At 67.4% G+C, this 21,591-nt stretch carries 21 protein-coding genes; 2 read left to right on the forward strand and 19 right to left on the reverse strand.

Going from position 1 to position 21,591, the window contains the following annotated elements; translation table 11 throughout:
• The 11 genes from AC1ROW_RS11625 to AC1ROW_RS11675 form a co-directional block, all read right to left on the reverse strand.
• A complete protein-coding gene (locus AC1ROW_RS11625; protein ID WP_493019067.1) occupies nt 1–1,023 on the reverse strand; it encodes a hypothetical protein in 1,023 nt (340 codons plus the stop codon).
• Nucleotides 1,020–1,697 carry a hypothetical protein gene (locus tag AC1ROW_RS11630; RefSeq protein WP_493019068.1) on the reverse strand — a complete coding sequence of 226 codons (678 nt, stop codon included), beginning with the start codon at nt 1,695–1,697 and terminating at the stop codon, nt 1,020–1,022. Before AC1ROW_RS11630 ends, AC1ROW_RS11625 begins: the two co-directional genes overlap by 4 nt.
• A gap of 48 nt (nt 1,698–1,745) precedes the next feature.
• Entirely contained in the window at nt 1,746–2,084 is a 339-nt protein-coding gene (locus AC1ROW_RS11635; RefSeq protein ID WP_493019069.1) for a hypothetical protein, read from the reverse strand.
• Nucleotides 2,085–2,132: 48 nt separating this feature from the next.
• Nucleotides 2,133–2,462 (reverse strand): hypothetical protein, encoded by a 330-nt coding sequence (locus AC1ROW_RS11640; RefSeq protein WP_493019070.1) that lies wholly within the window; start codon nt 2,460–2,462, stop codon nt 2,133–2,135.
• 249 nt (nt 2,463–2,711) lie between these two features.
• Nucleotides 2,712–3,176 (reverse strand): hypothetical protein, encoded by a 465-nt coding sequence (locus AC1ROW_RS11645; protein ID WP_493019071.1) that lies wholly within the window; start codon nt 3,174–3,176, stop codon nt 2,712–2,714.
• 37 nt (nt 3,177–3,213) lie between these two features.
• A complete protein-coding gene (gene typA, locus AC1ROW_RS11650; RefSeq protein WP_493019072.1) occupies nt 3,214–5,130 on the reverse strand; it encodes a translational GTPase TypA in 1,917 nt (638 codons plus the stop codon).
• An 83-nt stretch (nt 5,131–5,213) separates the two neighbouring features.
• Nucleotides 5,214–6,872 (reverse strand): dipeptide ABC transporter ATP-binding protein, encoded by a 1,659-nt coding sequence (locus AC1ROW_RS11655; protein WP_493019073.1) that lies wholly within the window; start codon nt 6,870–6,872, stop codon nt 5,214–5,216.
• The gene (locus AC1ROW_RS11660) at nt 6,869–7,750 is read right to left on the reverse strand and encodes an ABC transporter permease (RefSeq protein ID WP_493019074.1); all 882 of its coding nucleotides are present in this window, start codon (nt 7,748–7,750) and stop codon (nt 6,869–6,871) included. Before AC1ROW_RS11660 ends, AC1ROW_RS11655 begins: the two co-directional genes overlap by 4 nt.
• Nucleotides 7,740–8,669, reverse strand: coding sequence for an ABC transporter permease (locus AC1ROW_RS11665; RefSeq protein ID WP_493019075.1), 930 nt, complete (start codon nt 8,667–8,669; stop codon nt 7,740–7,742). The genes AC1ROW_RS11660 and AC1ROW_RS11665 overlap by 11 nt, the downstream gene beginning before the upstream one ends.
• A 7-nt stretch (nt 8,670–8,676) precedes the next feature.
• The gene (locus AC1ROW_RS11670) at nt 8,677–10,293 is read right to left on the reverse strand and encodes a peptide ABC transporter substrate-binding protein (protein WP_493019076.1); all 1,617 of its coding nucleotides are present in this window, start codon (nt 10,291–10,293) and stop codon (nt 8,677–8,679) included.
• 171 nt (nt 10,294–10,464) lie between these two features.
• Nucleotides 10,465–12,321, reverse strand: a complete 1,857-nt coding sequence (locus AC1ROW_RS11675) for an ABC transporter ATP-binding protein (protein WP_493019077.1) — start codon at nt 12,319–12,321, stop codon at nt 10,465–10,467.
• 68 nt (nt 12,322–12,389) lie between these two features.
• Here AC1ROW_RS11675 and AC1ROW_RS11680 point away from each other — a divergent pair, with 68 nt between their 5' ends.
• Complete coding sequence (locus tag AC1ROW_RS11680; protein ID WP_493019078.1) at nt 12,390–13,016, forward strand: PH domain-containing protein; 627 nt, start codon at nt 12,390–12,392, stop codon at nt 13,014–13,016.
• Nucleotides 13,017–13,048: 32 nt separating this feature from the next.
• Here the strand turns inward: AC1ROW_RS11680 and AC1ROW_RS11685 are convergent, their stop codons facing one another.
• The 3 genes from AC1ROW_RS11685 to AC1ROW_RS11695 form a co-directional block, all read right to left on the reverse strand.
• Nucleotides 13,049–14,062, reverse strand: coding sequence for an ABC transporter permease (locus AC1ROW_RS11685; protein ID WP_493019079.1), 1,014 nt, complete (start codon nt 14,060–14,062; stop codon nt 13,049–13,051).
• The gene (locus AC1ROW_RS11690) at nt 14,062–15,594 is read right to left on the reverse strand and encodes an ABC transporter permease subunit (RefSeq protein WP_493019080.1); all 1,533 of its coding nucleotides are present in this window, start codon (nt 15,592–15,594) and stop codon (nt 14,062–14,064) included. Before AC1ROW_RS11690 ends, AC1ROW_RS11685 begins: the two co-directional genes overlap by 1 nt.
• Nucleotides 15,595–15,796: 202 nt before the next feature.
• Nucleotides 15,797–17,590, reverse strand: a complete 1,794-nt coding sequence (locus tag AC1ROW_RS11695) for an ABC transporter family substrate-binding protein (protein WP_493019081.1) — start codon at nt 17,588–17,590, stop codon at nt 15,797–15,799.
• A 280-nt stretch (nt 17,591–17,870) separates the two neighbouring features.
• On the opposite strand from AC1ROW_RS11695, the gene AC1ROW_RS11700 reads away from it, so the two are divergent.
• Nucleotides 17,871–18,698, forward strand: coding sequence for a CPBP family intramembrane glutamic endopeptidase (locus tag AC1ROW_RS11700; protein ID WP_493019082.1), 828 nt, complete (start codon nt 17,871–17,873; stop codon nt 18,696–18,698).
• A gap of 19 nt (nt 18,699–18,717) precedes the next feature.
• Here the strand turns inward: AC1ROW_RS11700 and AC1ROW_RS11705 are convergent, their stop codons facing one another.
• From AC1ROW_RS11705 to AC1ROW_RS11725, 5 genes are read right to left on the reverse strand one after another with little or no spacing between them, the layout of a single operon-like run.
• Nucleotides 18,718–19,071, reverse strand: a complete 354-nt coding sequence (locus AC1ROW_RS11705; RefSeq protein ID WP_493019083.1) for a hypothetical protein — start codon at nt 19,069–19,071, stop codon at nt 18,718–18,720.
• Nucleotides 19,068–19,403 (reverse strand): hypothetical protein, encoded by a 336-nt coding sequence (locus AC1ROW_RS11710; protein WP_493019084.1) that lies wholly within the window; start codon nt 19,401–19,403, stop codon nt 19,068–19,070. Before AC1ROW_RS11710 ends, AC1ROW_RS11705 begins: the two co-directional genes overlap by 4 nt.
• A complete protein-coding gene (locus AC1ROW_RS11715) occupies nt 19,403–20,644 on the reverse strand; it encodes a molybdopterin-binding domain-containing protein (protein ID WP_493019085.1) in 1,242 nt (413 codons plus the stop codon). The genes AC1ROW_RS11710 and AC1ROW_RS11715 overlap by 1 nt, the downstream gene beginning before the upstream one ends.
• The gene (locus AC1ROW_RS11720) at nt 20,641–21,222 is read right to left on the reverse strand and encodes a hypothetical protein (RefSeq protein WP_493019086.1); all 582 of its coding nucleotides are present in this window, start codon (nt 21,220–21,222) and stop codon (nt 20,641–20,643) included. The genes AC1ROW_RS11715 and AC1ROW_RS11720 overlap by 4 nt, the downstream gene beginning before the upstream one ends.
• Nucleotides 21,219–21,509 carry a hypothetical protein gene (locus AC1ROW_RS11725; protein ID WP_493019087.1) on the reverse strand — a complete coding sequence of 97 codons (291 nt, stop codon included), beginning with the start codon at nt 21,507–21,509 and terminating at the stop codon, nt 21,219–21,221. Before AC1ROW_RS11725 ends, AC1ROW_RS11720 begins: the two co-directional genes overlap by 4 nt.
• Nucleotides 21,510–21,591: the final 82 nt, after the last annotated feature.

Raw genomic sequence — 21,591 nt, forward strand, 5'->3', positions numbered from 1 at the left:
TCAGTCACATGACCCGCCCGTCTCCGGCGCGAGGAGCACCTTACGGGTGAGGGGCGCTTCTGTGACGAAGTACCCGAATCCCAGTGTGGAGCCGACCACGGAGACCGGGATCAACTCTCCATCCTCCGCGACGACGCATCCTTTGTCTTCTGATTCGAGCACGAGAGCAGCCGGCGGCACCCGATAAGCGTCGACAGGTGCGGCGAGGCGCGTGAGCGCGGTCGGCGGTTCGCCCTTCTCTTGAAAGGCGCCCTGAACGGACGGCAACGCCCCCAGCTGACCGAGTGCAGCTTCATCGACGACGCCCGCCGAGTCGATCGGGCTCGCTACGCCGTCAACCTCGATCACCCGCTGTCCCACCACCCGAGTGTCGTGCAGATCGACGCTCGCGCGCGCCAACCGCCCCATCGTCTCCGCAACCGGGAGGTCTGGCTCGATTGTTGCGCCTTTCTGCGCGAGGCACTTCGCCGGAACGATCTCGTCACGCGGAATCCACAGAACCTGGCTCCGAGGGAGCACTGTGTCATGCATTTCGTGGCCCCCTTCCTTGAAGAGAGCACGTAGTGCCTTCATGCTCTCCCGCCCGAATCGCTCTCGATCGCCGACCGAATGCCCCAACCGCGCCAGCTCGGCATTGAGCGCTCGAACATCGGCGCCCGTGGCGCCGATGGCAAGGTCTCGGTAGATGGGGACATCGGACGTGAGCGCGATCGTCGGCAGTTCATCGATGGTGAGAGCGATCGTGCCGGAGCGAATCGGTTGTCCCGGCTGACACGCACTTCCGGTGACCACCCCGGAGGTGTGGACGGTCAGGGGACTTCCCGGCTCGAAGACAAGCTCAAGCCTCACTTCGCGAGCGTCGTCGAACCGACCAGGCAGAGCTTCAACGGACTTCAGCTTTGGCGCTGCCTCGAGGACGGCTGGAACGGGCCTGGGAAGTGAGAACAGGCCGATCAATACCCCCGCTGAAACCGCGACGACGACGAGGAATAGCCCGAAGGCCAGGTCGCGTATCCGCATCATCGGCCTTGCGTGATACTGAAGCCCGCTCCGTGGAGGCACGCTCGCGTGCGTGGATCGGAGGGATCGATTCGGGTCCCTTCGAGTGCCGACTTCAGATCACGACTGAGGTCGTCGACTCCGTACCCGGCGTCGACGACATCAATTCCACGCAGGCAGTTGATTGCGACTTGACGGTTGTCAGCGAGCATATCCGGATTAGCGATCTGAAGAGTGAAGAGCGATTCGATGTCTGCCAAGTATTGGTCACCACACCCGTTGGCCGCGTCGAAGTAGGCGTCGACCTCCTTCTGGCCCCCGCTGATGTTGGGCTTGATCTCGTAGAGACCGTTCGCAAGCTTTGTGTATGTTTCGCCGAGTCCGCGTGCCTTCGTGCAGTTGGCGTATCGATTGTGTGCTTCCTCGTAGTCTTCGGGTGCGATCGAGCCGCGCTCTTGCGCGCGGAGCAACACGTCGCGTACGAACGCAGACGGTGCCTTGGAGAGTTTGGCTGCAATGATCTCATCGAAGGAGAACGGAAGCTTCTCACCGGACGCCGACGAATCTCGAGACGGTTCGTCTGCAGCGGTGCACGCCGTGAGGAGGAAGAGCCCAAGTAGAATCGCGCATGCTCTCCAACCGCGCCCAACCGGACCTGGACCAAGGTACATAGCTTCTCTTTTCGTCAGATCGAACAATGGCGCGCCTCGCCAACCGTGAGGTTGGCGAGGCGCGCATGGGCTGTTTCAGCGCACGCGGAAGTCGTTCCGATAGGCGCCAGCCCAGTTCACGGCGGATGTGGCTTTCGCCCACGAGTGACCCGTGACGTAGCCGCTGAGTGCCTCGAAACCGCCATGTCGCGCATAAGAGCGTCCCTCGTGCGGGCTGGTGCTGTGCGCATCCGCCCACGCCATGAAGACGTTGGTGCCGCCACTTCCATTCGTGGTCGCAGAGGCCGGGACAGCGCCGCCGATGGCAACGGCAGAACCCGCCAGAGCGAAGGCAGCGCTGATTTTCATCACCCGCTGGAATGCGGATCCCCGAGACGAACGTCCCCCTGGGCGCGAATTGCGGAATTTACTCATGATTTCCCCCTTGGTGATTTTGTGAATTGTGGCTTGAGGTGCTGGGCGTCAACCTCGGAAGTCGACCCTGTGCGATCCCGAGAAGCTGACGAGCGATGTTGCCGATGCATTCGAATGCCCCATCACCCATCCGCTGAGCGATTCAGAACTCCCGTGCTTGGCGAACGACCGGCCTTCATGCGGACTGGTCGTGTGAGTATCCGCCCAAGCCATGAACATGTTGGCTCCGCCGCTCCCGCTCTTCGATGCGAACGCCGGAGTACCAGTCAGCATCGACAGGGCAAAGACGGCTGCGAGCCCAGCAGCCACGACGAGGCGCACCCGATTGCCGAATTCGCGCTCCGCGCCGAGCGACGCACTCGAAACTTCTTGTGTCATTTTCCATCTCCAGTAAAATTTTAGACCATACATCTGGAGCCTAGCGTCTCGCACAAAGGCTCGCAACAGGCCTTTGAACCCGAGGTCATGGAGATGGGCACTTCGCCGCTGTGCCAGAGCTGTGGTTCGTCAACCCTGGAGGCGCGCAACGACCGGCTCGAAGGGGCGGTGTTCACCACGCGGGTGCGTGCCGCGCTTCACCCACACGCCGCGTCACGCGCCGTCGGTCAAGCAGTGTGCGACGGTGAGCTACGCCGTGGGCGACGGCGTCGCCACGGCGGCGCGCGACACCGAGTAGTTCGCGACCCAGCCGTTGTTGCCGGCGTCGCTGACCACGACGAGGACGCCGTAGTCGGCGTTCGCGAACGTGCCGGTTCCTCCACCGTCGGGTCCTTGCGCCCCGAACTGGCCGTCGAAGCCCGCGTCGGTCAGCTGCTTGGCGATGTCCTGGTAGGCCTGGGCGTCCTTGACCTTGACCGTCACGTTCCAGACTTTGCCGTGGCCGCTGCCGACGCTCGCGCCGAACACGACCGCGCCCTTGTAGAGCGGGACGGACTTCGGGAAGTCGGACGGCACCTTGTTACCGCCGAGATCGACGTTGCCGCCGGTGACGTCCTTGACGACGGTCTGGAAGCTGCACCCCGCGAGCGCCGGCGCGGCCCCCAGCAGAAGGAGGGCCGCGACCGGCAGCGCGACAAGGCGCGAACGTCTCATGAGTCGATTATGCGCGCGACGAGGCGCCGCGGGACGGTTACGCGTCCTGGCGCTTGAGGCGCGAGGCGGCGCGACCGCGAGCGGTGGCGTCGAGCTCGACCTTGCGGATGCGCACGGCCTCCGGGGTCACCTCGACGCACTCGTCCTCGCGGGCGAACTCCAGGCACTCCTCCAGCGTGAGCTGGCGCGACGGCGTCATCGACTCGAAGTTGTCGGCCGTCGACTGACGCATGTTGGTCAGCTTCTTCTCCTTGGTGATGTTCACGTCCATGTCGTCCGAACGCGAGTTCTCACCGATGACCATGCCCTCGTAGACCTCCTCCGTGGGGTTCACGAAGAAGGTCATCCGCTCCTGGAGGGCGATGATCGCGAACGGGGTCACGACGCCCGAGCGGTCGGCCACGATGGAGCCGTTGCTGCGGGTGACGATCTGGCCGGCCCACTCGTCGTAGCCGTGCGAGATCGCGTTCGCGATGCCCGTGCCGCGGCTGATCGTCAGGAACTCCGTGCGGAAGCCGATGAGACCGCGCGACGGGACGATGAACTCCATGCGCACCCAGCCGGTGCCGTGGTTCGCCATGTTCTCCATGCGACCCTTGCGGGCGGCCAGGAGCTGCGTGATCGCGCCGAGGTACTCCTCGGGAACGTCGATCGTGAGGTGCTCGTACGGCTCGTACGTCTTGCCATCGACCTTCTTGGTGACCACCTGCGGCTTGCCGACGGTCAGCTCGTAGCCCTCGCGGCGCATCTGCTCGACAAGGATGGCGAGCGCGAGCTCACCACGACCCTGCACCTCCCAGGCGTCGGGGCGGCCGATGTCGAGCACGCGGAGCGACACGTTACCGATCAGCTCCCGGTCGAGGCGGTCCTTGACCATGCGGGCGGTGAGCTTGTGGCCCTTGACCTTGCCGACGAGCGGCGAGGTGTTGGTGCCGATCGTCATCGAGATCGCGGGCTCGTCCACGTGGATCAGCGGCAGCGGTCGGATGTCCTCGGGGTCGGCGAGGGTGTCGCCGATCATGATGTCGGCGAAGCCGGCGACGGCCACGATGTCGCCGGGGCCCGCGCTCTCGGCCGGGTAGCGGTCCAGCGCCTTGGTGATCATCAGCTCGGTGACGCGCACGTTGTGCACATCGCCGTCGTGACGCACCCAGGCGACCGTCTGGCCCTTCTTGAGGGTGCCGTTGAAGATGCGCAGCAGCGCGAGGCGGCCGAGGAACGGCGACGCGTCGAGGTTGGTGACGTGCGCCTGCAGCGGAGCCTCGGGGTCGTAGGTCGGCGCGGGGATGTGCTCCAGGATGGCCTCGAAGAGCGGCTCGAGGTCGGCGTTGTCGGGCAGCTCGCCGTTCTCGGGGCGGTTCAGGCTCGCGGCGCCATTGCGCCCGGAGGCATAGACCACCGGCACGTCGAGGATCGCGTCGAGGTCGAGGTCGGGCACGTCGTCGGCCATGTCGCTCGCGAGACCGAGCAGGAGGTCCTGGCTCTCGTGGACGACCTCCTCGATGCGGGCGTCGGGGCGGTCGGTCTTGTTGACCAGCAGGATGACGGGGAGCTTGGCCTCCAGCGCCTTGCGCAGCACGAAGCGGGTCTGCGGGAGCGGGCCCTCCGACGCGTCCACGAGCAGGACGACGCCGTCAACCATCGACAGGCCGCGCTCGACCTCGCCGCCGAAGTCGGCGTGGCCCGGAGTGTCGATCACGTTGATGGTGATCGGGCCGTTGGCGGCGTGCTTGCCCTTGTAGGAGATCGCCGTGTTCTTGGCCAGGATCGTGATGCCCTTCTCACGCTCCAGCTCGTTGGAGTCCATCGCACGCTCTTCGACGTGCTCGTGGTCGCCGAACGAGTTGGTCTGCCGCAGCATGGCGTCGACCAGCGTGGTCTTGCCGTGGTCGACGTGGGCGACGATCGCGACGTTGCGCAGATCGTCGCGGTGGGCGACGGCGTTCTCGGACATGCGTGAGGGCTCGACTCTCGTCAGGAAGAAAAAGGGGAACGGTCTATTCTATCCCAGCGGCCGGGCGCCTCCGTGAACGGCCGTCAGCCGAGCGGGATCGTCGCCCCCGGGACCGCGTCGAGCAGGGCGCGCGTGTACTCCTCGCGCGGCGAGGCGAACACCTCCGCGGCCGGCCCCTGCTCGACCAGCCGCCCCCTCCGCAGCACGCAGACGTCGTCCGCGATGCGGCGCACGACGCCGAGGTCGTGCGTGATGAACAGGTAGGTCAGCGCCAGGTCGTCCTGCAGCTCGGCGAGGAGGTCGAGCACCTGCGCCTGGACCAGCACGTCGAGCGCAGACACCGCCTCGTCGAGCACGACGAGGTCCGGATTCAGCGCCAGCGCCCGGGCGATGGCGACGCGCTGCCGCTGGCCGCCGGAGAGCTCGTTCGGGTAGCGGGTGGCGACGGCGGCGGGCAGCGCGACCCGGTCCAGCAGCTCGGCGACGCGCCGGCGACGGGAGGCCCGGTCGCCGACCCGGTGCACGGCGAGCGGTTCGGCGATGCTGGCGCCGACGCTGCGCATCGGGTCGAGCGAGCCGTACGGGTCCTGGAACACCGGCTGCATCCGGCGGCGGAGGGCGAAGACCTCGCGGGCGCTCAGGGCGGCCGTGTCCTGGCCGTCGATCGCGACGCGGCCCGCGGTCGGCGCCTCCAGCCGCAGGATCAGCTTCGCGACCGTCGACTTGCCGGAGCCCGACTCGCCCACGAGGGCCGTGGTGGTGCCCTTCTGCACTGCAAAGGTCACGCCGTCCACGGCTGTGAGGGCCGACGACCGGAGGCCGCCCCCGCGCGCCCGGTAGACCTTCGTCAGCCCGCTGACTGCGATCGCCGGGGTCGTCTCGGTCGCCGCCACCAGGCGCCGCTCGGCCGTGCGCACCGGGCCGGGCGCAACGCTCGGGGCGGCCTCCACCAGCCGACGGGTGTACGTATGCACGGGACGCCGGAGCACCTCGCGGCTCGGACCGGACTCCACGACCCGGCCTCGGTGCATCACCACCACGCGGTCGGCGCGCTCGGCCGCGAGCCCGAGGTCGTGGGTGATGAGCAGCACGGTCGTGCCGAGTTCCCGGGTGAGCGTGCCGAGGTGGTCCAGGATGCCGCGCTGCACCGTCACGTCGAGCGCGGAGGTCGGCTCGTCGGCGATCAGCAGCGCCGGGTTCCCGGAGAGGCCGATCCCGATCAGCGCGCGCTGGCGCATCCCGCCGGAGAACTGGTGCGGGTACTGCCGGAGTCGCGAACGCGCGTCGGCGAGCCCCGCCCGCTCCAGGACCTCGATCGCCGTCGCCCGCACCGCGCGGCGGCCGGTGGCGACGCCGTTCGCCCGGATGGCCTCCTCCACCTGGAAGCCCACGCTCCACACCGGGTTGAGGCTCGACATCGCGTCCTGCGGGACGAAGCCGATCCGGCGTCCGCGGACGGCCTCCAGGTCTTTCCGGCCGAGCGCGGTCAGTTCCACGCCGTCGAGTGCGATCGACCCGCCGAGGACGCGGCCGGCGCCGGGCAGCAGCCCGATGATCGCCTGAGCTGTGGTCGACTTGCCGGAGCCCGACTCGCCGACGATCGCGACCGTCTCACCGCGGTGGACGGTGAGGTCGACGCCGTCGACCGCCGTCGCCACGCCGCCGCGGGTGGGAAACCCCACCCGGAGGTCCGTCACGACCAGGAGCGGGCTCCCACCGGGGCGATCGGATGCTGCGGTCATCGGCGGGCCCTCGCCGTCGGGTCGAGCGCGTCCCTGACCACCTCGCCGAGCAGGATGAAGCTCAGCACGGTGACCGACAGCGCCACGGACGGGTAGACGAGCGCCTGCGGCGCCGTGCGGATGTCGTTCTGCGCCTGGCTGATGTCGTTGCCCCACGACATCATGTCGCTCGGCAGCCCGACGCCGAGGAAGGACAGGGTCGCCTCCGCGACGATCGAGCCGGCGAGCGACAGCGTCGTGACGACGATGACCGGGGCGAACGAGTTCGGCAGCACATGGCGCAGCAGGATGCGGAACCGTGACAGCCCGATCGCCTCCGCGGCCAGCACGTGGTCGGCCGTCCGGACCCGGAGCACCTCCGCCCGGAGCACACGCGCCGTCGCGGGCCACGCGAAGACCCCGATGGCGAGCGCGATGACCCAGACATTCGCGAACTTCGCGAACACCGACATGATCACGACGGCCGCCAGGATGTACGGGATCGAGAAAAGGATGTCTCCGACGCGCGACAGCACCGCGTCGATCCAGCCCGCGTAGAAGCCGGCCAGCGCGCCGAACGCGACGCCGAGGAACGCCATCAGCGCGGTGGCGAGCACGCCGACCGACAGCGACGTCCCCGTGCCGTGGATGATGCGTGCGTAGATGTCGCAGCCCTGCTTGGTGAAGCCGAGCGGGTGGCCGGGCGCCGGGCCGGCGTTGCTGTTCGCGAGCAGGCAGCCGCTGTCCGGTGCGCCCTGGGCGAACAGTCCCGGGAAAACGGCCACGGCCGTGATCAGCGCGATGAGGACGGCAGAGCACCAGAACATCGGCCGCCGGCGGAGGTCGTCCCAGGCGTCCGACCAGAGGGTGGCCGGCCGGGAGGGGGCGTCACGACGCATAGCGGATCCTCGGGTCGAGCACGGCGTAGAGGAGGTCCACCAGCAGGTTGACGACGAGGTAGAGCAGCACCATGACGGTCACGAAGGAGACCACGGTCGGCCCTTCTCCGCGGATGATCGCCTGGTAGAGCGTGCGCCCGACCCCCGGGACGTTGAAGATGCCCTCCGTCACCGTCGCGCCGACGAGCATCACCCCGAAATCCGCCGCGAGGAACGTCATCACCGGGATGAGCGAGTTGCGCAGAACGTGCACCGGCACGATCCGGCGGCGCGGCAAGCCCTTGGCCGCGGCGACGCGCACGAAGTCCATCCCGTCCGTGTCGATGACCGACGCGCGCGTGAGCCGCGCGATCTGGGCGAAGCCGATCGCCGCCAGGACCACAGCCGGGAGGACGAGGTCCTGGAGCGGCGCCCCCGGCCCGGCGGTCGGCCGCGCCCAGCCGAGCCAGATCCCGAAGACGTACTGCAGCACGAACGCGATCACGAAGACCGGCGCCGAGATGAGGACCAGGCTCACGACGAGCGCGCTCGTGTCGAACAGCCGGCCCCTGCGCAGGCCGCTCACCAGTCCGACCGTGACGCCGCACACCAGCTCGATCGCGATCGCGAGCAGCGCGAGCCGCAGCGTGACCGGGAAGGTGCGCGCCAGGATCTCGCTCACCGGTTCGCCGGAGAACGACGTGCCGAAGTCCCCCCGCAGGATGCCGCCGAGGTAGTGGAGGTACTGGACGAGGAACGGCTGGTCGAGCAGGTACCGGCTGCGCAGCTCCGCGAGGACCGCCTGGCTCGGCGTCCGGTCGCCGAACAGGGCGACGACCGGGTCGCCGGGCAGCGCGAACACGAGGAAGTGGATCAGCAGCGTGGTGCCCAGCAGCACCGGGACGGCTTGCAGCAGCCGGAAGCCGAGGAAGCGGATCATGTCGGCGCTAGTGCGCGGCGTGCTTGGTGATCTGCTCGTAGAGCGGGACGGAGTTCCACCCGAAGGTCACGTGGCCGACCGACTCGCTGAAGCCGCCGGTGATGTTCGAGTACCAGAGCGGGATGGCGGGGAGGTCGCGCAGCAGGAGCTCCTGCGCCGCCCGGAAGTCGGCGTTCGCCGCCTCCACATCCGGCTCGGCCAGACCCTTCGCGAGCAGGGCGTCGAACTCGGGGTTCGCGTAGCCGGAGTCGTTGGAGAGCGCGCCCGTGCCGTATGCCGGGCGGAGGAAGGTGAGCAGTCCCGGATAGTCGCCTTGCCAGCCGGTCCGGAACGGCGAGTCGATCGTGTGGTCCGTGATCGCCGTGCGGAGCAGCGCGAACGTGGGCGAGGCGTCGCCCTTCGCGTCGATCCCGAGCGTGTTCTTCAGGTTGTTCGCGACGGCGTCGACCCAGCCCTTGTGGCCGCCGTCGGCGTTGTAGGCGATGCGGAGGGAGCCCGTCCACGGCGAGATCCTGTCGGCGTCGGCCCAAAGCTGCTTGGCCTTCTTCGGATCGTGGTCGAGCACCCCGGAGCCGTCGAGCCAGCCGGACCAGCCGGGGACGACCGGTGACGTGAAGTCCTTGGCCGGCGTCCGCGTCCCGTCGAAGATGACCTTCGTGATCGCAGGCCGGTCGATCGCCAGCGAGATGGCCTGGCGGCGGAGCCGGCCCTCCTCCCCCGCGAAGTGCGCGAGCCGTTCCGGGATCGCGACGTTCTGGAAGACCGCGGCGGGCTGGTTGACCGCCCGGTCGCCGAGGTCCTTCTCGAACGTCCCGAGCTCGGCGTCGGGGATCGCGTCCAGGACATCGAGTGTGCCCGACCTGAGGTCGGCGTACGCGGACTCCAGCGAGGCGTAGAAGACGATGCGCAGCCCGCCGTTCTTCGCCTTGCGCGGACCGAGGTAGCCGGAATTGGCGACGAGTTCGATGCTCTCGTCGTGCTTCCAGGCCTTCGCGTTCGCGAGCTTGTACGGACCGTTCCCGATCGGGTGCGCGCCGAAGGCCTTCATATCCTCGAAGGCGACGCTGGGCAGCGGGTAGAAGGCGGAGAAGCCGAGCCGGAGCGGGAAGTCGGACACCTTCGACGTCAGATCGACGGTGAACTCGGTGTCGCTCACGACGGTGAGGCCGGTGAGCTCGGTGTCCTCCTCGCCGGAGAAGCCTTCGATGTCCTCGAAGAACGAGTTCAGGAGCTGGGCGTTGCTCAGCTTCGCCCCGTAGTTCCAGGCGTCCACGAAGGAGCGCGAGGTGACCCTCTCGCCGTTGCTGAAGGTGCGGTCGCCGTTGATCGTGATCGTGAAGTGCTGCGAGTCGCTCGTCTCGATCGACTGCGCGACGTCGTTGACCGGCGTGCCGTCGGCTTGGTAGGCCAGCAGGCCGGAGAACACGGCGTCGATGATCTTGCCGCCCCCGGCCTCGTTCGTGTTGGTCGGGACGAGCGGATTCTGCGGCTCGCTGCCGTTCGCGGTCACGATGGCGGTGGTGTCGGCCGTCGACGCGGTGTCGGGACCGCTGCAGGCGGTGAGCGCGAGCGCGCCGACCGCGGCGAGTGCGGCGGCGGAACGGCCGAGAAGTCTGATGGGCACGGTTTCCTCCTGGAGGGGGGTCGACTTCAGACCTTAGGGTTCCGCGACTGGCGTTGCAAGTTCTTTTTGTTAGATTGACATTTTTGATTCCCGACCCTACGATCGTCGGCGTGCGAAGAAAAAGAAAGTGGGCCGCGTCCAACGACGCGGCCCACTTTCCGCTCTCGACGACTACAGTCCCTGCGCCACCGGCGGCTCCGGCTCCTGCGGAAGCCCCTCGTTGACCGGCACGACCTCGTCCGAGCCCGCGGCCAGCAGCTCGAGGCGCAGAGCGCGGCGGGCGCGCTGCTGCTCCGGGTCGGGCAGCGGGACCGCGGCCAGGAGGCGCTGGGTGTAGGCCTCCTTCGGGTAGCGGAGGATCTCGTCGCGGGTGCCGACCTCGACCAGGGCGCCGTGGTGCATCACCGCGATGCGGTCGGCGAGGACGTCGATGACGGCCAGGTCGTGGGTGATGAACAGGCACGCGAAGTTCATCTCCTTCTGGAGCTGCTGCATCAGCTCCAGCACGCGCGCCTGCACCGACACGTCGAGCGCGCTGGTCGGCTCGTCCGCGATCAGGACCTGCGGCTTCAGCGACAGCGCGCGTGCGATGCCGACGCGCTGCTTCTGGCCGCCCGACAGCTCGTGCGGGAAGCGGCTGCGGTACGCGCGCGGCAGCTCGACGCTGTCCAGGAGGCGGTCGACCTCCTTCGCCAGACCGGCGCCCTTGAGCCCCTTCGCCAGACGGAGCGGCTCGCCGATCGAGTCCGCGATCTGGAGGCGCGGGTTCAGCGACGACGACGGGTCCTGGAAGACGATGCCGACGTTGCGGTGCAGCTTGCGGATCTCGTCGCGGCCCGCCTTGCTGATGTCCTGGCCGGCGACCACGAGTTTGCCCGAGTGGATGGGCAGCAGGCCGATCGCGGCGCGGCCGAGCGTCGTCTTGCCCGAGCCGGACTCGCCCACCAGGCCGACGACCTCGCCCTCGTGGATCCTCAGGTCGATGTCGGTCGCGGCGCGGAACGCGGGAACGCGGCCGTGCTTCGGGTACTCGATCGCGACCTTCTCGAAGTCGACGACGACCTTCCGCTTGTCCATCTCCGCCTCCTGGGCGGCGGCAGCGGCGAGGCGCTCGTTGACGCGGATCCGCTCGGCGTACTCGGCGTCCGGGTGCTCGGTTCCGGCGGCGAGGGCGGCGGTCGTGTCGATCTCCTCGTCCTCGCGCTGGCCGAGGTGCGGCACGGCGTTGAGCAGGGCGATCGTGTACGGGTGCTGCGGAGCGTCGAAGACCTGCTTGACGGTGCCGGTCTCGACGATGTCGCCCTTCCGCATGACCACGATGTTGTCGGCCAGGTCGGCGACGACGCCCATGTCGTGGGTGATCAGCAGGATCGCGCTGTCGAGGCGGTCGCGGAGGCTGCGGATGAGCTCCAGGATCTCGGCCTGCACCGTCACGTCGAGCGCCGTGGTCGGCTCGTCCGCGATGAGCAGCTTCGGGTCGCAGGAGATCGACTGGGCGATCATCGCGCGCTGACGCTGGCCGCCGGAGAGCTGGTGCGGGTACGAGTTGAACGCCTTCACGGGGTCGGGCAGCTCGACCATGTCGAGCAGTTCGAGGGCGCGCTCCTTGGCCTCGTGCGGCGACATCCCGAAGTGGATGCGCAGCGTCTCGACGATCTGGGAGCCGACCGTATAGACGGGGTTCAGCGCCGTCATCGGCTCCTGGAAGATCACCGCGACCTGGCGTCCGCGCACGCGGCGCATCTGCGGCGGGGTCAGGCCGGTGAGCTCGCGCCCCTCCAGCTTGATCGAGCCGCGGACGCGGGAGTTCTCGGGCAGGAGGTCGAGGATCGCCATCGAGCTCGCGCTCTTGCCGGAGCCGGATTCACCGACGATGGCGAGCACCTCCCCCGCCTTGATCGAGTAGTTCAGCTTCTTGGCCGCGGGCACCCAGACGTTGTCGACGCCGAAGTCGACGGACAGGTCGGTGACCTCCAGCACGGGGGCGCCGACGACGACCCCGGCCCCACCGGTGGTGTTCTCGGTCATGATTCGTGGTTCCTTTCGGGGGCGCGCTCGGGCGTTGTGGAGACGGTGCGGGGTGAGAGCATGGACCCATGCCCTACGTCTCCCCCGCCGAGCGCGAGGTTTTCGTGTCCCGGTTCAACCGGGTCCTTGCCGTTGTGATCTGGGCGGCCGCTGCCGCGCTGATCGTCGGCCTTCTGGTGAGCGTGCACGATGTGCGCCTGCTCTACGTCGTGCCGTGCGCGCTGTTCGCCTTCATCGGCTGGGCGCTGCTGTGGCGTCCGCGTCTCACGGTCGGCGACGAGGGCATCGAGGTGATCAACGTCACGCGCACCGTCGACATCCCGTGGCAGGCCCTCATCCACGTGGACACCAAGTACGCGCTCACCCTCTACACGCCGGGACACAAGTTCCCGGTGTGGTCCGCGCCGGCTCCGGGAACGGCGCGCACGCTGCGCGCCACCCGCCAGGAGACCAAGGGCCGCGTCGGCAAACCGAACGTCGCGGACAGCGTGCGCCGTCCCGGCGACCTGCTGAACACCGAGTCCGGCGCCGCGGCCGAGGTGGTGCGGCGCCGCTGGACCCAGCTTCAGCAGGACGGAACGATCGACAGCGGCCTCGCGGACGAAACGCCCGTGACGATCCGCTGGCACATCGTGTCGCTGGCCGTGCTGACCGTGCTGACGGCCGGCACGCTCGCCGCCCTGCTGGTGGCCTGAGGAGGCCACCAGCAGCGCAGCGCGGGCGGATGTCACAGCACGTCCTCCGCGAGGGCTGCGCCCGTGCGGGGTCCGCCGAAGTCGTCCTCGCCGGGCTCCGGCTCCTCCTCACGCATCTTGCGGAGGTTGAACCGGCGGTGGCGCGGGTCGAACGCGTCGCGCAGGCCGTCGCCGACGAAGTTGACCAGCAGGGCGAGGATCACGATGAACGAGCCGGGCCACCAGAACAGCCACGGACGCGTCTGGAACGCCGACTCGTTCGAGCTGATCAGGAGGCCGAGCGAGACGTCCGGCGGCCGGATGCCGTAGCCGAGGAACGACAGCGCGGTCTCGAGCAGAATGGCCGAGGCCATGATGAGGGTCGAGGACACGATGACGACGCCGATGGCGTTCGGCAGGATGTGTTTGAAGATGATCCGCGTGTCTGAGGCGCCCGCGACGCGCGCCGCCTCGACGAACTCCCGCTCCCGGAGCGACAGGAACTCGCCTCGTACCAGGCGCGCGATGCCCATCCACGAGAAGAAGCCGAGCATCAGAGCGAGGAAGAACGCGCCGAGGCCGCCGAACGTGTGGCCGACGACAGAGCCGATGACCAGCGCCGGGATCACGATGAAGACGTCGGTGATGCGCATCAGGATCGCGTCGACCACGCCACGGAAGTACCCCGCGATCGCGCCGACGACGACACCGACGACGCTCGCGATGAGGCCGAGCACGATCATCACCAGCACGGAGTTCTGGATGCCCCGCATCGTCAAAGCGAAGTAGTCCTTACCGATGCGGTCCTGGCCGAACGGATGCTCCAAGCTGGGGGAACCGTGCGCGACCTGGTCGTTCAGCTCGACGTAGTTGTACTTCCACCAGCCGGGGATCGGCCCGATGCCGATCGCGGAGATGGAGAACAGCACGATGAGGATGAACAGGATCGCGCTGGCGACGGCGATCTTGTTGGAAAGGAAGCGCTTCCAGATCAGCTTCCCCTGGCTGACGGGCGGGGAGCTCGGCTCCTGCAGCTCGTCGGCGATGATGACTTCAGTGGTGGCCATCAGCGGACCCTCACTCTCGGGTCGAGTGCGGCGTAGGACAGATCGGCGAGGAAGTTGAACAAGATCGCCATGATCGCGATGACGAGGAAGTAGGCCATCACCGGGTTCAAGTCGCCGCGCGACAGTCCCAGATTGAACAGGGAGCCCATGCCCGGGATCGCGAACACATCCTCCGTGATGATCGCACCACCGAGGAGGGCGCCCACGTCGAAGGCGACCAGCGTCGTGATCGGGATGAGCATGTTGCGGAACGCATGCCGCACCACGACGGTCCGCTCCGGGAGGCCCTTGGCCCGCGCGGTGCGGATGAAGTCCTGGTTGAGGACTTCGAGCATGCCGGCCCGCGAGTAGCGGGTGTACGACGCGAACGAGATCAGCAGCAGCGCGATGGTGGGCAGGAACAGGTGGGTGAAGGTGTCGAGACCCGTCACCCACATGTCGCCTGTCAGGCCTGGCGTCGACGAGCCGACGGTCGCGATGGGGCGCCCGTTGGTGTCCTGGAAGTAGGTCGGCCACGCCTGCATGTAGCGGTCGACGAGGATCAGGAAGCCCGACACGACCGTGACGATCACCGCGACGCGCATGTTCTGGCCGCGGTCGTACCCGCCGACCAGCCAGCCGATCGCGAGGCTCACGAGGATCGCGACGATCGCCAGGATGACGATCGTGGCCGGCGTCGAGATGTTGAACAGCCACTGCAGCCCGAAGTAGCAGACCAGGGAGACAGCTCCCGCGATGCTCGCGGAGATCAGCGCGCGACGGTTCTGCAGCCCGGCGGTCAGAGCGGTCGCCCCGGTGACGGTCCCGGCGACCAGGATGATCATCACGACGGGGCCGAGACCCGGGTGCAGGAACCAGTTGGTCGCGCTCATCAGCAGGAGGACGCCGGCCGTCGCGACGCCGGAGATGGCGAACGTGAGAGCACGGCGACGCATGTCGCCTCCGATGAGCGACTGCCAGACGAGGCCGGCGACCACGCCGATCAACGCTGCCACCCACCATGGGATCGTCGGGCTCACCAGGAAGTTGTTGAATCCGATGGCGACGAACTCCTTCAGGAGCACGGCCACCAGGAACGCCGGCAGGGAGTACAGGAAGAAGCTGAGGAACGTGACGACGTTGTCGAGTCCGCTGTACTGCCGCAGGGCGGTCACGATGCCGATGGTGACACCGAAGAGGATCGCGAGGATCAGTGCGACGGTGACCAGCTGAACGGTCGAGGACAGCGCCTGCGGGAGGATGTCCACCACCTTGGCGTTCGAGATGGTCGATCCGAGGTCGCACGAGTTCGCGAACGGGATCAGGCACTTGGCCGCGCCTCCCAGCCAGAGCAGCCACCGCAGGGGCGGGACCACGTCGAGCTGGAGGAGCTGGATACGCGCGTTGATGAGCTGCGTTTTGTTGGGGTTGTTGCTGCTTCGCAGGTCCTGGAGCGGGTCGGCGCTGTAGGCGACCAGCATGTACATCAGGAACGAAGCGGCGATGATGATGAGCACTGAGACAAGCAGGCGTCTCAGGATGAAACTCGCCATAGGTTCAAAACCTTCACTGACAGGGCGCGCCATTGTCGGGTTGGGCGGCGGAGCGGGGGGGGGGGAGCTTCGCCTGGCGCGAATTCGAGGTAACGGTCGGATCACGACCGCCGACTACATGATACCGGGGCGTCGACTGGAAGCCGACGCCCCGGTGCAGGAGAGTGCCCGAGGATCCCTCGGGCACTCTCACTGTCGAGCGTTACTTCGCGGTCGAGGACTTGACGGTCCACTCCCAGAAGTTCCAGAACGCGCCGTTCTGGTTGCCGTTGTACTTCACGCCCTCCACACGGTTGGTGGCGCCGAACACACCGGGCAGCTGGAACAGCGGCAGACCGTAGCCCTGCGCGAAGGCGGTCTTGTCGATGTTCTTCTCCAGCGAGACCAGCTTGTTGGTGTCGAGCGTGGTCTGGGTGGCCACAGCGTCGTCGTTCGCCGCGGTGAAGCGGTTGTAGTTGCCGCCACCGTTGGTGGTGAACAGCTGCGGGATCTGCGACGTGCCGGCGCCCGGGCTGATCCAGCCGAAGAGCGACGCGTCGTAGTTACCGCCCGGGAGGAGCTTGCTCCAGTCCGGCGAGCCCGCGTCGACGACCTTGAAGCCGGCCTTGGCGGCCGACGTCGAGATGGCCTGGAACTCGTCGACTCGGTTCGGGTTCTTCGTGTTGTACAGGATGCGGACGGTCGGGGTCGCACCGGCGAGCAGCGCCTTGGCGCCTGCGATGTCCACCTTGTCGTACTTGCTCGAACCGTTGTTCTTCACGGAGTCGCCGTACTCGGGCTGCTGGTTCGGCAGCCAGATCTGCGAGTTGAGGACCTTGGCCTTCGGGTTCACCGGGGTGACGATCGAGTCGAGGATCTGCTGACGCGGGATCGTCAGGAGGAACGCCTCACGAACCTTCGGGTCGGAGAAGACCGGCGAACCGAAGTTCAGGTCGAGGTGGTCGTACGACGCCTGGTCGCCGGTCAGGACCTTCGCGCTGGTCTGCTTGAGGGCAGTCAGCGTGTCGGCCGAGGCCTGCGGGTTGATGATGTCGACCTCACCGTTCTGGAGAGCGGTGACCTGGGCGTTGGCGTCCGGGATGATGCGGAACACGATCTTGTCCACGTTCGGCTTCAGTCCGCCGGCGTAGTACTTGTTCTGCTCCATCGTGAGGGACTGGCCCGGGGTCCACGACGACACGACGAACGCGCCGGAGGAGACCAGCAGGTCCTTGTCGGTCGGGAACGCGGTCACGTCGTAACCGGTGTTCACGAAGTCCGCGGCCTTCTTGAGGGTCGGGTCGGCCGGGGCCGGCTTGCTCGGGTCGCCCTTGGGGAGGCCCTTGAGCAGCTTGGTCAGGTCGGCGGCGGAGGACAGGCCCGCCTTCTTGGCCACGATGTGCGCGGGCTGCGCGATCGGGTTGACCAGCTCCCAGTCCACGTACGGCTTGGCGTACTTCAGGGTGATCGACGTGTTGTTGTCGCCGATGGTCGGGAAGTCGGTCGAGTCGACGCCGGCGGTGGAACCCGCGATCTGGAAGTACTGGGTGCCGCTGGTGACGTTGCCCTTGTCGTCCAGCGTCGCGGAGTCGTAGTGACCGGAGGCGATCGCCCACGCGAGAACCATGTCGTCAGCGGTGACGGGCTGGCCGTCGGACCACTTGTCGTTCTTGTTCAGGGTGTACTTGACCGTGAGCGGGTTGTCCGAGAGCTTCTCGAACTTGCCGAACTTGTTGTCGTGGACGATCTTGTAGTTGTTGTCGATGTACTGGAAGCCAGTACCGTACGACCCGTCCAGGTACCCGACCTGGCCGTTGGTGTCCAGGTTGCCCTGCGGGGTCTGCGAGTTGAACGAGGTGAAGTCGTTCACGACAGCGACCGTCACGGTGCCGCCCTTGGCCGCGGACGAGGTCCCCGTGCTGCCGGTCGTGGTGCAGGCAGACAGCGCGAGCGCTGCAACGCCGGCGACGGCGACGGCGCTGACCGCGTACCTGACCTTTCTTCCCTTGATGTGCAATGTTCCTCCTGTGCGAAGTGTGCGGTAGCACGGGCATGCGAGAGCCCCGTACCCCGCGGGATAAGAATGACCCTAGGTACCGTTGAGGGTGAATGCAAAATAGGGCTGGAAAACGTTACACAGTGGTAACTCAGTCGGTGGATTCTTGCGTGTACGCCACGAATTCGGTGGCACTGGAGCGTCAAACGCAAGAAACCGTGCAGTTCCGCCGATCGGCGTACGGATTTCGTGGAGGCGTGTGCGGATGCCCCAGCCCGCCCGGGCCTGGCAGGATGCACATATGAGCACTGAAGCGGTCCGGCCGGGTCGAACCACGCCCGGTCTACCCACCTGGACCGGCGAGTCCCCGGTCGGGCGTGGGGAGCGGCCCCGCGTGTGGTGGGAGGTCGCGATCGTCCTCGGGCTGTCGCTCGGGCAGTCGGCGGTCTACTCCATCGTCACGATCATCGACCGGTCCACGCAGCGCACTCCCCTGTCCAATCAGACCGCGCAGGTGAATCCGTCGCAGTCCAGCCGGGAGGTCTTCGACTTCCTGTACCAGTTCCTCAATAACGCGTTCCCGCTGTTCGCGGTGGCGCTGGTGATCTTCCTGCTCTGGCAGCCGCAGCGCAGCGGTTTCCGCCGGATCGGCTTCGACCTCAGCCGCCCGGGCCGCGACCTCGGCGGCGGTGTGGTCCTGTTCCTGGTGATCGGGGTGCCCGGCATCCTGTTCTACGCGCTCGGCCGGGTGCTGGGGCTCACCGTCCAGGTGCAGGCGTCGCCGCTCGACACGCACTGGTGGACGGTGCCGATCCTGGTCTTCGCCGCGCTGCGGGCCGGCCTCCAGGAGGAGGTGATCGTGGTGGGCTACCTGTTCACCCGGCTGCGCCAGCTCGGCTGGAGCCGATGGTGGATCATCGTCGCCGCCGCGCTGCTCCGCGGGAGCTACCACCTCTACCAGGGGTTCGGCCCGTTCGTCGGCAACGCGATCATGGGCGTCGTCTTCGGCTGGTGCTACACGCGCTGGGGCCGGGTCATGCCTCTCGTGGTCGCGCACGTCATCATCGACATCGTCTCCTTCGTCGGATATCCCCTCGCGGTCGCCCTGTGGCCGCACATCTTCGGCTGAGACGGGCTGCGCCGGCCTGTCAGCCTCCCGGCCGGTCCTGCTCTCGCCGGCGCTCGTGGAAGTCCTCGAGTTCGCGCGCGTGGCGGACCTGTAGCTCTCGGTAGTCCTCGTCCAGGCGGGCGACCACCGCGGCAGCCGATCGGATGTTGTCGTCGGTTTCGTTCGAGAGCTGTGCGAACACCGCCTTGAACCGGGGGTCGTCGGCCGCGCCCTGCCGGGCGAGCTCGTAGAAGCCCTCCTCCATCGACCGCATCCGCGACCGGTAGTACGAGACGTACTCGTCGGCCTGCTCGACCCGGCGGCGCGCGAGAGCCTCTTCCTCGCGGTGCGTCTCCTCCAGCTCGCCCCGGGTGCGGTGCTCGTCGCGCGTCATGGGGTGATGCTGTCCACGGCCCGGGTGTAGTCGTTCTTCGACGCGATGTGCTCGAGACCGCTCGTGACCTTCTTCTCGACGGCGCCGGAGAGCGCGGCGGCGACGTTCGCTCGGCCGAGGGTGACGTTCACCGCGGTGACGGCTCCCTCCATGACCAGCCAGTTGGTGCTCTTCACGACCGCGTACTGCGTGTGGACCACCGGCGGAAGGGCGGCGTCCAGCAGCGTCTTCGCCGCCTGATGGACGGCGCCGTCGATCGCGTGGATGGTCGAGTCCAGCGTGCCGGACACGTCCTTCACCGCCTCCTCGATGAGCTCACCCAGCCACGACATCACGACCCTCCCATCGGACCGAGAGCGTAGGCGCGTGCCCAGGCCGCGTCCTGTTCGAACGCGTTCGTGACCGTGTTCATCACGCCGCGCGAGATCCGCCTCACCGTGTCGAGGTGGTCGTCCACGAGGTCGTTCACGGCGGCCACCGCCTCTTCGTCGATGTTCTTCTCCACCTGGAGGCCGTGGGCTCGCACGCACTCCTCGATGTCCGCCTCCGTCACCAATGGATAGAGCTGGGCGGCTGTGCTCTTCGCGTCGGTGAGTGCCGTGGTCATCGCGGGGACGAGGCCGTTGTTCACGTCCTTGATGGTCTGGAGGTGCGTCGCGACACCACCGACGCTCGACGCCAGCCCCAGAGCCGCGACCGTGTCCACCGCGACGACGAGACCGGACAACGTCGCTCCCGCGGTGACCGCGCCGACCCCGTGGACGGTCGAGACGATCCCGTCGAGAACGCGAAGCGCCTGCCCGTGGCCGGGAACGGCGATGTCCGCCAGCTCCGCGATCTCTTCCACCGTCCGGCTCCTGCCGCCCACACCGAGCATGCCGCCGGTGGTGGGATCGAAGGTGAACGCGGCCCCCAGATCGTGATGCTCCATCACGCCCTTCCACAGGTCGTCCTCGATGAAGACCCCGGCGCCCGTTCCGTGGCCCAGGAAGTTCCCGACCAGGTCGAACTGGTTCACGTAGTTCGTCAGCGGGGCCTTACCCTTCTTCCGCTCCGCCTGGACCCACTCCTTCGCCTGCGGCGACAGCGCTCCCCACGGGTCGGGACCGTTGAAGGTGGTCGAGTGCCAGTGGTTTTCGGCCGCGACGTACAGGGCGAGGTAGCCGCCGAGAGAGTGGCCGACCGTCTCGATGCGGGCGCCGGAATTCCCGTCGGCGGCGAGCCGCTCCTGCACGCGCTCCGCGAACTTCTCGGCCTCGCGAACCTGCGTACCCTCGCCCGTGCGGCGGCCCACCACGGACACCAAGTCGGCCACGGCATCGGCGCGGTCGTCGGGGTTCGTGCCGGCGAAGGCGATGTAGACGTGGGAGTAGTTGGGGAGGCCGTCGACGACGGGGACGACCGCCATGCCCTGGAAGCCGGTGGCCGGGTCGGTGGCTGTGTCGATGACCTGTAGCTTCTGCCTTCCCTCGGCCGTCAAGAAGTCCACACCGCTGATTGGCGACTGGTTGCGCTCTAGCGGATCCACCCAGTACGACTGACCCGCAATCGACGCATAGTCTTCTGGCGTCATTCGATCACCTCGGATGCCCCGTCGCTGTAGATCACAGTCACCGCTGCAGGTGCCGTATCGGGAGCGATGGTCGGCAATGGATTTCCGATCCTCGAGTACCGGTCGGTTCCCAAAATCTCGTTGTACTCCTGACCGTCGATGGTGACCACGGCAGGCACACCCCACGGCGCCCCGAAGCCCGCCGGTCCACCCTCTTCGGTGAATCTGATCTCGTCCACGCCACCCTGTGTCTCGAGGAACGCGATCGCGGCCTTCCTCTGATTCGCGAGATTGGTCTCCCTGTTCACTTCTTTTGCTCCCCACGCGCACCCGCTCAGAGCAGCGGCGAGTGCCGCCCCTATCCCTGCCGATAGAACCAAACGGCCCACGACTCTCGTCTTCCGACCCTCACGGGAGCCACCGCCACGCGCTGGAAGCCCGTTGGCCCGGTCGGTGGCGGTGTCGAAGACCTGGAATTGCTGCTTGCCGGTATCGTCGGGCGGAAAGATGCACATCTCCGTTACCGGCGGATCCTGCGCCAGGGAATCTACGAGATACGACGCAGATGCGATGGACGCGAAGTCCTCTGCGGTGGTCATTCGATCACCTCCGTACTGCCGTCGCTGTAAGTCACTGAAACCGAAGTCGGTGCTTCCGCTGCTGGAATGGCCGGCAGCGGTTCCGAAACCCCGGAGCCCGAGTTGACCCCGAGGATGGCTTGATATTCCCGCCCGCCCAGCGTGATCACCGCGTTTACTGCCCAGGGCGCACCCAGCCCCGACTGCCCACCTTCTCGGGTAAAGCGGATCTTCTCTACGCCTCGCTTATCACCGATGAACGCGACCGCTGCCTTCCTCTGGTTGGCCAGGCTCGTCGACGTGTCCATTTCACTTCCTCCCGATGCACAAGCGCTTAGCCCGGTGGCGAGCGCCGCCCAGATCCCCACCGTTAGAGCCCACCGGTTCATA

Source organism: Leifsonia sp. GW821-FHT13C09 (assembly GCF_058806435.1).